At 31.8% G+C, this 9,754-nt stretch carries 11 protein-coding genes; all 11 read left to right on the top strand.

Annotated elements, in window-relative coordinates; all coding sequences use genetic code 11:
• Positions 1–2: 2 nt before the first annotated feature.
• The 11 genes from AMN88_RS03130 to AMN88_RS03080 are packed head-to-tail and all read left to right on the top strand — an operon-like array spanning position 3 to position 9,732.
• Complete coding sequence (locus AMN88_RS03130; RefSeq protein WP_075536381.1) at positions 3–854, top strand: HalD/BesD family halogenase; 852 nt, start codon at positions 3–5, stop codon at positions 852–854.
• Positions 855–1,634: an enoyl-CoA hydratase gene (locus AMN88_RS03125; protein WP_075536380.1), complete on the top strand. Its 780-nt coding sequence runs from the start codon at positions 855–857 to the stop codon at positions 1,632–1,634.
• Positions 1,634–1,819 (top strand): hypothetical protein, encoded by a 186-nt coding sequence (locus AMN88_RS03120; RefSeq protein ID WP_075536379.1) that lies wholly within the window; start codon positions 1,634–1,636, stop codon positions 1,817–1,819. Before AMN88_RS03125 ends, AMN88_RS03120 begins: the two co-directional genes overlap by 1 nt.
• Positions 1,816–2,250: a CoA-binding protein gene (locus tag AMN88_RS03115; RefSeq protein ID WP_075536378.1), complete on the top strand. Its 435-nt coding sequence runs from the start codon at positions 1,816–1,818 to the stop codon at positions 2,248–2,250. Before AMN88_RS03120 ends, AMN88_RS03115 begins: the two co-directional genes overlap by 4 nt.
• Positions 2,250–3,860, top strand: a complete 1,611-nt coding sequence (locus AMN88_RS03110; RefSeq protein ID WP_075536377.1) for an MFS transporter — start codon at positions 2,250–2,252, stop codon at positions 3,858–3,860. The genes AMN88_RS03115 and AMN88_RS03110 overlap by 1 nt, the downstream gene beginning before the upstream one ends.
• Before the next feature lie 10 nt (positions 3,861–3,870).
• On the top strand, positions 3,871–4,470 hold the full coding sequence (locus tag AMN88_RS03105) for a gamma-glutamyl-gamma-aminobutyrate hydrolase family protein (RefSeq protein ID WP_075536376.1): 600 nt from the start codon (positions 3,871–3,873) through the stop codon (positions 4,468–4,470).
• A 52-nt stretch (positions 4,471–4,522) separates the two neighbouring features.
• The gene (locus AMN88_RS03100; RefSeq protein WP_075536375.1) at positions 4,523–5,095 is read left to right on the top strand and encodes an NAD(P)H-dependent oxidoreductase; all 573 of its coding nucleotides are present in this window, start codon (positions 4,523–4,525) and stop codon (positions 5,093–5,095) included.
• Positions 5,064–5,540 (top strand): hypothetical protein, encoded by a 477-nt coding sequence (locus tag AMN88_RS03095; protein WP_256997787.1) that lies wholly within the window; start codon positions 5,064–5,066, stop codon positions 5,538–5,540. Before AMN88_RS03100 ends, AMN88_RS03095 begins: the two co-directional genes overlap by 32 nt.
• A gap of 57 nt (positions 5,541–5,597) precedes the next feature.
• The gene (locus AMN88_RS03090) at positions 5,598–8,030 is read left to right on the top strand and encodes a GcvT family protein (protein ID WP_075536374.1); all 2,433 of its coding nucleotides are present in this window, start codon (positions 5,598–5,600) and stop codon (positions 8,028–8,030) included.
• Positions 8,030–8,779, top strand: a complete 750-nt coding sequence (locus tag AMN88_RS03085) for an electron transfer flavoprotein subunit beta/FixA family protein (protein WP_023854121.1) — start codon at positions 8,030–8,032, stop codon at positions 8,777–8,779. Before AMN88_RS03090 ends, AMN88_RS03085 begins: the two co-directional genes overlap by 1 nt.
• Complete coding sequence (locus AMN88_RS03080; protein WP_075536373.1) at positions 8,779–9,732, top strand: electron transfer flavoprotein subunit alpha/FixB family protein; 954 nt, start codon at positions 8,779–8,781, stop codon at positions 9,730–9,732. The genes AMN88_RS03085 and AMN88_RS03080 overlap by 1 nt, the downstream gene beginning before the upstream one ends.
• The last annotated feature ends 22 nt before the right edge of the window (positions 9,733–9,754 follow it).

The raw sequence follows: 9,754 nt of genomic DNA, 5'->3' as shown, positions 1-9,754 counted from the left end.
AAATGAACGATAGACTTAAGACTATTGTAGATTTAGAAAAATATCCAATACACGATTTAAATTCACCAATAATTAAAAATCTAGTTAAAAAATGTAAAGAAGAACTGGATCAACATAGTTGTTCAACAATTCCAAATTTTATTTTACCTAAATCACTTAAGGTAATGAATTCTGAGTTAGAAAAACAATTAGACGAAGTTTATATGTCTAAAGAGAGCATAAATGCTTATTTGTATGCAAAGGATGATCCCTCATTACCAAAAGAACATCCAAAAAGAACTTTTATGAATAGATACAATGGATATTTAAATTCAGATTGTTTTCCAAAAGATTCTGAGATGAAATATCTATACGAAACTGAAGAACTTTTAAAATTTGTATCTGCTTGTTTAGGTGTTTCTCCTATTTATAGATGGGCAGATCCTTTAGCATGTCATGCGTACAATGTTATGAAACCAGATGGAGTACTCCCATGGCATTTTGATAGTTGTGAATTTACGCTTAGTTTAATGATTCAAAAACCTGAGAAGGGTGGTGTATTTGAGTACTGTCCAAATATAAGAGAAGCAGGAAATGAAAATTTTGAAGAAGTTCAAAAAGTTATAGCAGGAGACAGAACAAGAGTAAGACAATTAAAATTAGAGCCAGGAGATTTACAAATATTTAAAGGTAGATTTACATTACATAGGGTAACAAAAGTTGAAGGCCAAAAATCAAGATATATGTGTATTCCAGCTTATGTTTTAGATCCTTGGAGAGTAAACACTCCAGAACATTCCAAAGCAATTTATGGCAAAGTTTTACCAATTCATATAGAAAGAAATCAGGCCAGATCAGATGGATTAACTGATTAAATGACTAGTAACATTAAAATTAAAAAAATTAATAAAGAAGTTTCATCAATTATCATTGATGAACAAAAAACTTATAATTCTTTATCATTCAAGAATCTTTCAGATTTATTAAAGGCATTAAAAAAATTAGATACTGATAAAAAAGTTAAAGTAATAATATTAGAGGGTGCTGGTAAAGGATTTAGCGCAGGACATAATTTAAAAGAAGTTAGGGGTTTAAAAAAGAGAGATAAATATTTAAAATTATTTAATCTTTGCTCAAAAGTAATGCTTCAGATTGTTGAAGGTAGGAAACCTGTAATTGCTAAAGTTCATGGAGCAGCATTTGCAGCCGGATGTCAATTGGTTGCAAGTTGTGATTTAGCTTATAGTACTAAGGACGCGTTGTTTGCTACTCCTGGTGTAAATATTGGTTTATTTTGTAGTACACCTATGGTTGCTGTCAGTAGAAAGATAAATCGAAAACCAATGATGAAAATGTTATTAACTGGAGAACCTATCAATGCTAATTATGCAAAAGAAATAGGGTTGATAAATGATAATTTTTCAAAAGCTAAACTCAATAATGAAGTTTTAAAAGTAGCAAACAAAATTGCCTCAAAATCTAATTTAACAATAAAAATTGGAAAACAAGCTTTTTACAAACAGTTAGAAATGCCATTAAGTAAAGCTTACGCTTATACAAGCAAAATGATGACCCTTAATATGATGGCAATGGATGCAAAAGAAGGAATTTCTGCGTTCCTCGAAAAACGAAAACCAAAATGGAAAAATAAATAATGATAAAGAATGTTTTAATAGTTGTTTTTATTATTGTTGGCATGTTTGTAATTTATAATTTTAAAGATCATAATCAAAAAAGAGCAATAGATGCATGTATTGCTGGTAGCCAAAAATTAGAAAAACCAATGACAGTCCCTGAAGCTAAAATATTTTGTGAAGAACAAATTAAAAATAATAAATGAGCGATATTAAAGAAATTCTTTCAAAATATAAATCAATCGCAATGGTTGGAGTTAGTAACGATACTACAAAAGCATCAACTATAGTTATGAAATATATGCAAAAATATGGATTTAAAGTTTATCCCGTTAACCCTAGAGCTGCGGGACAAAAAATTTTAGGAGAAGAAGTTTTTGCTACAATATCTGATATTAAAGATAAGGTTGATATTGTAGATGTTTTTAGACCATCAAAAGAAGTTTATTCTATTGCAGAAGATACAGTTAAAATTGGTGCTAAAGTTTTATGGTTACAACTCGGAATACGAGACGAAAAGGCAAAAGAATTGATGGAAAAAAATGATATTAAGTATATTGAAAATAAATGTACTAAAATGGAATATCAAAAATATTTTTTAAAAGTTAGACAAGCTTTTCCAGTTTTAAGTGACTAATGAGCAAAATAATTAAATTTTTAGACAGCACATTTTTAGATTTGGGTCGTCAATTTAAATGGACTTATCTACCTCCATTAATGGTTTATATGGCTGCAGGTATTTCTGGTTTAACAGGTATTGTTGGTACATTTTTTGTTAAAGATTATTTAAATTTATCAGCAGCATTTTTAGCAGGCCTAGGTTTTTGGGCTGGAATTCCTTGGGCATTAAAAATGCCATTAGGACATTTAGTAGATCTAATCTGGGAGAGAAAAAATTATATGGTCTATTTTGGAGCTTCATTGATAGCTCTTAGTTTACTAATTATGTATGGATTGATTATTCATACTGAAGATATGGCCCAGGTATTTTCGGTAGAAACATGGTTTGTGATAAGTGTAATTTTAGCTCCAGTTGGTTATGTGGTTCAGGACGTTGTAGCCGATGCTATGACAGTTGAGGCAGTTCCTTTGGTTGATGAAACAGGAAATGATTATTCTAAAGATCAAATAAAAATAATGCATACAACAATGCAAACACTTGGAAGGTTTGCTATTATTGGCGGTACAGTACTTGTTGCATTAGTTAATGTAATATTGTTTAGAGATGTGGAAAGCCTTGAGCAGGCCGATAAGATAAATTTATATGGAACTATTTATATTTATGCTCTTGTAATACCATTGGTTTCTATCTTAGGTGTAATTTTAGCAAATTATTTAAGACATAAAAAAATACAAAATTTAAAATCTAAAGGTCTAGAATTTAAAGATGAAAGAGGTAACGAAAAAACAAAAATAAACTGGTGGATATTAGGAGGAAGTTTAGTTTTTGTTATTTTCACATTATCTATTGGTTCCTTTAAGGTTCCGTTTGCACAAGAAATTGTATTTATTGGCTCAGTCATAATCATTTTGTTTTTAATGTTTAAACTTATTAAGGAATTACCTCAGGAACTAAGATTAACAATTGTAGGTACAGCAGTAATTATTTTTGTATTTAGAGCCATGCCAGGTCCTGGACCAGGATTAACTTGGTTTGAAATTGATGAGCTTGGATTTAATGAGCAGTTTTTTTCTGTTCTATCATTATTGGCATCAATTTTAACATTAGCAGGAATTGTATTGTTTAGACCTTTTATGGCAAATAATTCAATTGCTAAAATAATTGTAGTTCTAAGTATTGCGGGTGCGATTTTGTTTTTACCAAGTGTTGGAATGTATTATGGTTTTCATAACTGGACAGCCTCGTTAACAGGTGGAGTTGTTGATGCTAAGTTTATTGCATTAATTAATACTGCGTTGGAGTCTCCGCTTGGCCAAGTATCAATGATACCTCTATTAGCTTGGATAGCAAAAAATGCTCCAGCACATTTAAAGGCAACCTTTTTTGCAGTTTTTGCATCGTTTACAAATCTTGCATTATCAGCAAGTGCACTGGGTACAAAATATTTGAATGAAATATTTACTGTAACAAGAGAGGTTAAGGATAAAGTTTCTGGCGAAATACAAACTACAGCAGATTATTCTGAGCTTGGAATTTTATTGATTTTTGTAACACTTTTAACTTTAATTCTCCCAATCGTGTTTGTATTAATTATTAATAAAAGTAAGTATAAAACTTCAGAGTAAAGAATAAAATATGAAAAAAATTGTTATTACTCAAAGATTTGAAAAAATTGGAAAATTTAATGAATATAGAGATAATATAGATTCAAAGTTACCATCTTTAATTCAAAAATTAGGATATACACCAATACTTGTTCCAAATAATTTGGAAAATTTAAGTAAATTTATTAAACAAATTGCTCCTAAAGGAATTATTTTGTCAGGAGGTGGCGATCCATTAAAAAAAGATTTAAGATATTTTACTGAAAATAAATTAATTAAAATTTCAATAAATAAAAATATCCCAATAATAGGAATTTGTAGAGGTGCTCAAGCCTTAAATATTTTTTTTGGCGGAAAGTTAAAAAGAGTTTCTAACCATGTAAGAAAATATCATAGGATTTTCGGACCGTTAGTTAAAAATATTGATATTAAAGTAAATTCCTATCATGATTTTGGTTTTTTTAAAAACACATTAGGAAATAATTTAAAATTATTAGCTTATTCCTCTGATAAAGTTGTAAAGTCTTTTTCACATAATAAGTATAAGATGATAGGCATAATGTGGCATCCAGAAAGATATAAAAAAATTAAAAATTTTGACAAAAATTTGATCAAAAAATATCTTTTATAAATATTATTAATTAATTAAAGAAATTTAAATTATTTTAAGAATATAGATTATTATGAGTAAAAAAATTTTCTTAGTCTACGGACATTATAATGACAGTTCATTTAATGCGGCAATCCGAGATGAATTTGTTAAACAATCTAAAGCGAATGGAAATCAAGTTGATGTCGTTGATTTATATAAAGAGAACTTTAATCCAGTTTTTGCTGGTGAGGAACCTGATCAGGAAGTTTTAGATCATAGAAAAAGAATTGAGGAAAGTGATACTATTGTTTTAATCGCACCAATTTGGAACTTTAGAATGCCAGCGATAGTAGAAGGTTGGATTGATAAAGTTTTAGCTCCACCATGGGCATTTAGATTTAAACAGTTAGTTGGAAACTATGGATATCCAATTGGAAACTTAAGAGATAAAAAAGCTATAATATTCTGCACTTATGGTTCACCAAGATTAGCAATTACAACTTTTTTTTTAAACTTACCAATTAGAAGATTAAAAAGAGGAGTATTCCATATGTGTGGCATATATAACATTGTCTATAGAAGATATTTTGCAGTACCCTTTGTCAGTGATGCAAAGAGACAAGAATTTTTGAATGATGTTAGAAAAACCGCTAATAATCTTTAAGGCTGTAATCTTATATTTTTTCTTTATCTCATTTTCTTACGCTGAATTATTAAGCCCCAATAGCACTATAAGCCCGAAAGAAGTTATTAAAATTCAATTGAGTGGGCTTCAACAAAATGATCTTGAATATAAAGATAGCGGCATAGAACAAACTTGGAAATTTGCTCACCCAAATAATAAGAGAGTAACAGGGCCATTAAGCAACTTTAAGATGATGATAAAAAGCGACTCTTATGGGATGATGATTAACCACCTAAGTCACACAATAACTGAGCTTGGAAGTAGTGACAAATGGGCTCAATTTGAAGTTATTATTCTTGATAAGGACAAAATTTATCACAAATTCAATTGGCAAGTCGAAAAGTATACCTTTGAGGGAATTTTGAAAGACTGTTGGTTAACCACAATGGTATCCAGTCCAATCCCTCTTGGAAGCTCAATTTGATTTTTCACATATACATTTTTGTTTCGTAACAATTAAAAATTTAGTAGGAATCGCAGAATGAAAACAAAAACTAAAGTTGTAGTAGTTGGTGGAGGAGTTGTAGGGGTAAGTGCCCTGTATCATTTAGCAAAAAAGGGTTGGTCTGATGTTGTTCTAGTTGAAAGAAAAGAATTAACCTCAGGATCAACTTGGCATGCAGCAGGACTACTACCTTTATTTAATATGAGTTATTCAGTTGGACAACTTCATAAATATGCAGTTAATCTTTACAAAACATTAGAGGAAGAAACTGGAAAAAATGTTGGCTTTAGTGTTGTTTCAAATATTCGTCTAGCAAGTACAAAAGATAGAATGGATGAATACCATCAATACGCAGGCGTCGCTCGAACCATCGGAGTAGATGTTAAATTTTTGAAACCAGAACAAGTAAAAGAAATTTGGCCATTATGTCATACAGATGATTTAGTTGGCGCAATACAACACCCTGAAGATGGATATATTCAACCAGCAGATTTAACACAAGCATTAGCAACAGGTGCAAGAAATAGAGGAGCAGAAATTTATAGAAACACAACTGTCCTATCAATGAGGCAAACTAAAGATGGATGGATTGTGGAAACAGATAAGGGATCAATAGAGTGCGAACATGTTATTTCTTGTTCTGGAAATTTTGCGAGACAAACAGGTGAAATGGTAGGATTAGATATACCAGTAATACCTGTTGAACATCAATACATTGTTACAGAACCACATCCTGCAATTCAAAAAAGAAAAAAAGATGGATTACCAGAAATGGGAGTCTTAAGAGATAGTGATAGCAGATGGTATATGAGGGAAGAAGCTGGAGGATTGATTTTAGGTCCTTATGAAGATGGAGCACCAGCTTGTTATGTAGAAGGTCCGTCAAAAAATTCAGAATATGAATTATTTCAAGAAGATTTAGACAGATTAGCTCCACACATTGAAGGTGCAATTCACAGAGTACCTGCGTTTGGAGAAGTTGGAGTAAAGAAAGTTTATAATGGAGCAATCTGTTATACTCCTGATGGAAACCCAATTGTTGGTCCTGCATGGGGACTTAAAAATTTTTGGATTAATGAAGGACATAGTTTTGGAATTACTGCAGCAGGTGGCGCCGGCTGGCAGTTAGCAGAGTGGATCGTTGATGGTGAACCTACAATTGATATGTTAGGAGTTGAACCAAGACGTTACGGTAACTATGCAACTAAATCTTATTTGAAAGCAAAAAATGAAGAAGCGTATAGCCATGTATTTATTGTTCACTATCCAGATGAAGAAAGACCAGCAGCAAGACCATTAAGAACAGCTCCTTGTTATGAACGAATGAAAAATTTAGGCGCTGTGTTTGGTCAGAAGTTTGGATGGGAAAGACCTAATTTTTTTGCAACAGATGGAATGGAACAAAAAGATGATTGGTCATTTAGAAGATCGAAATGGTTTGATGCTATTAAAAAAGAATGTCAAAATGTTAAAGAAAACGTAGGTCTTTTAGATATGACTGCGTTTGCAAAATGTAGAATTAGGGGACCTAAAGCAGAAGAATTTTTAGATTATTTGGTTGCAAACAAACTTCCTAAAAAAATTGGAAGAATAAATTTATGTCATGCCTTGAACACTAAAGGTGGAGTGCATTCAGAATTTACAATAATGAAAGAAGCGGAAAATAGTTATTATCTAGTTTCTGCTGGAGCAAATTTAAGATTAGACCATGATTGGATACAAAAATGGATGCCAGATGATGGATCTGTAATATTTGAAGATCTAACAAATAGTACAGGAGTTCTGGTAGTAGCTGGTCCAAAAGCAAGACAATTAATGCAAAAGGTTTCAACAGACGATTTTTCTAATGAAAATTTCAAATGGTTGACTGCTAAAAATGTTAATGTTGGATATGCTCCAGTAAATGCAATGAGAGTAAACTTTGTGGGTGAGCTTGGTTGGGAACTACATCATCCAATTGAATATCAAAACCATATTTTTGATAAATTAATGGAAGCAGGTAAAGATTTAGGAATTAAACCTTTTGGAATTAGGGCAATGAATAGTTTAAGAGTAGAAAAATCTTATAAACTAGTTGGCACAGAATTATCAATTGAATACTCACCATACGAGTCTGGTCTTGATAGATTTGTTCACCCAAATAAAGGAAACTTTATTGGATTAGAGGCACTTAATAAATGGAGAGAAAAAGGTTTTGATAACAAATTAGTTACTTTAGAAGTTCATAACACTAAAGATGCCGATGTGCTTGGAAATAACCCAATTTTTAAAGACGGAAAAGTTGTTGGAAGAGCAACTGGTGGCGAATTTGGATTTAGATTAGATAAATCAATAGCTCTTGCAATGGTTAAGCCAGATTGTTCAAATGTGGGCGACAAATTACAAGTTGATATATTAGGTGAAATGTACGACGCTACTGTTTTAGATGAGAGTCCATATGATTCAGAAAATAATTTATTAAGAGCTTAATGAAAATTTTAGTAGCTGTAAAAAGGGTTATTGATTACAACGTTCAAATCAGAGTTAAAGAAGACGGAACGGGTGTAGTTACTGACAATGTTAAAATGTCAACCAATCCTCCTGATGATAATGCAATAGAAGAGGCTGTAAAAATTAAAGAGGCTGGTAAAGCTACAGAAGTAGTTGCAGTAACTGTTGGAGAAGAAAAAGCTCAAGAAACAGTTAGGAAAGCTTTAGCAGTTGGTGCAGATAGAGGTATTCATGTAAAAGTTGATGGAATTCTAGAGCCACTCGCTGTTTCAAAAATTTTACAAAAAATAGTAGATAAAGAAAAACCAGATTTAGTATTTATGGGCAAACAAGCAATTGATGACGATTGTAATCAAACAGGCCAAATGTTGAGTGCTTTATTAAATTGGCCACAAGCAACATTTGCCTCTAAGATTGATGTTAAAGATAATAAATTAGAAGTAACTAGAGAAATAGATGAAGGTCTTGAAACAATTGAAATAAATGTTCCAGCTATTGTAACTTGTGATCTTAGGCTGAATGAACCAAGATATGCATCACTACCAAATATAATGAAGGCTAAGAAAAAACCTATAGAGGAAATTGCTGCTTCTGATTTAGGCGTAGATGTATCACCAAGATTAGAACAATTAAAAGTAGAGGAACCTCCAAAAAGAAAAGCAGGTATAAAAGTAGCAAATGTTGCTGAATTAGTTCAAAAGTTAAAAAATGAGGCGAAGGTAATTTAATGGCAGTTTTACTTATAGCAGAACACAATAATAAAGAATTAAGACCATTTACTCTTAATGCAGCTACAGCAGCATCTCAAATCGATTCAGATGTTCATGCTGTAATTATTGGTCAAAATTCTGCAGATGCTGCAAAACAATTATCTGAACTTCCAGTAGTAAAAAAAGTATTGAGTGTAGAAGGAGCTCACTATGAAAACTTCACAGCAGAAAATTTTGCTCCAGTGATTGTTAAACTAGCAGAAAATTATTCTCACATTGTTTGTTCAGCAAATACATTTGGAAAAAATTTGATGCCACGAATTGCAGCTCATCTTGACACATCGCAAGTAAGTGACATCATTAAAGTAATATCATCAGATACTTTTTTAAGACCAATTTATGCCGGTAACGCTTTTGCAACAATTAAGAGTAATGATGCTAAAAAGTGCGTTACAATCAGACCCACTTCTTTCGATCCATGTGAGAGTACAGGTGGATCAGCCCCAATTGAAAAAGTGGATGCTAGTGAAGAGTTTTCAAATACAAAATTTATCAAAAGAGAAGAAATTAAATCTGATCGACCTGAACTTGGAACAGCAAGAATTGTTGTATCAGGTGGTAGAGGAATGCAAAGTGGGGACAATTTTAAATTAATTACAGAAATTGCTGACAAACTAGGTGCAGCAATTGGAGCATCAAGAGCAGCAGTAGATGCTGGATACATAAGTAATGATCATCAAGTAGGACAAACAGGAAAAGTGGTAGTACCAGATCTATATATAGCTGTTGGAATTTCAGGTGCCATTCAGCATTTAGCAGGAATGAAGGAAAGTAAAGTTATAGTTGCAATTAATAAAGATGGTGAAGCGCCAATCTTTAGTGTTGCAGATTATGGACTTGAAGCTGATTTATTTGAGGCACTGCCTCAGTTCATGGAAGAGCTGAACAAATTAAACACTATACAAAAATAATCCTTACAGTTAAAAACTAGAG

Origin of the sequence: Candidatus Pelagibacter communis, from assembly GCF_001180165.1 — a bacterium.
GTDB lineage: Bacteria > Pseudomonadota > Alphaproteobacteria > Pelagibacterales > Pelagibacteraceae > Pelagibacter > Pelagibacter ubique_P.
Note: the sequence above shows the minus strand (reverse complement) of the source record. Positions and strands in the feature narration are given on the sequence as shown.

Excerpts from the sequence above, each read along its gene's own strand:
- AMN88_RS03120 (WP_075536379.1), top strand. The coding sequence starts at position 1,634 with ATGATAAAGAATGTTTTAATAGTTGTTTTTATTATTGTTGGCATGTTT.
- AMN88_RS03085 (WP_023854121.1), top strand. The coding sequence starts at position 8,030 with ATGAAAATTTTAGTAGCTGTAAAAAGGGTTATTGATTACAACGTTCAA.
- AMN88_RS03125 (WP_075536380.1), top strand. The coding sequence starts at position 855 with ATGACTAGTAACATTAAAATTAAAAAAATTAATAAAGAAGTTTCATCA.
- AMN88_RS03090 (WP_075536374.1), top strand. The coding sequence starts at position 5,598 with ATGAAAACAAAAACTAAAGTTGTAGTAGTTGGTGGAGGAGTTGTAGGG.
- AMN88_RS03110 (WP_075536377.1), top strand. The coding sequence starts at position 2,250 with ATGAGCAAAATAATTAAATTTTTAGACAGCACATTTTTAGATTTGGGT.
- AMN88_RS03130 (WP_075536381.1), top strand. The coding sequence starts at position 3 with ATGAACGATAGACTTAAGACTATTGTAGATTTAGAAAAATATCCAATA.
- AMN88_RS03100 (WP_075536375.1), top strand. The coding sequence starts at position 4,523 with ATGAGTAAAAAAATTTTCTTAGTCTACGGACATTATAATGACAGTTCA.
- AMN88_RS03095 (WP_256997787.1), top strand. The coding sequence starts at position 5,064 with ATGATGTTAGAAAAACCGCTAATAATCTTTAAGGCTGTAATCTTATAT.
- AMN88_RS03105 (WP_075536376.1), top strand. The coding sequence starts at position 3,871 with ATGAAAAAAATTGTTATTACTCAAAGATTTGAAAAAATTGGAAAATTT.
- AMN88_RS03080 (WP_075536373.1), top strand. The coding sequence starts at position 8,779 with ATGGCAGTTTTACTTATAGCAGAACACAATAATAAAGAATTAAGACCA.
- AMN88_RS03115 (WP_075536378.1), top strand. The coding sequence starts at position 1,816 with ATGAGCGATATTAAAGAAATTCTTTCAAAATATAAATCAATCGCAATG.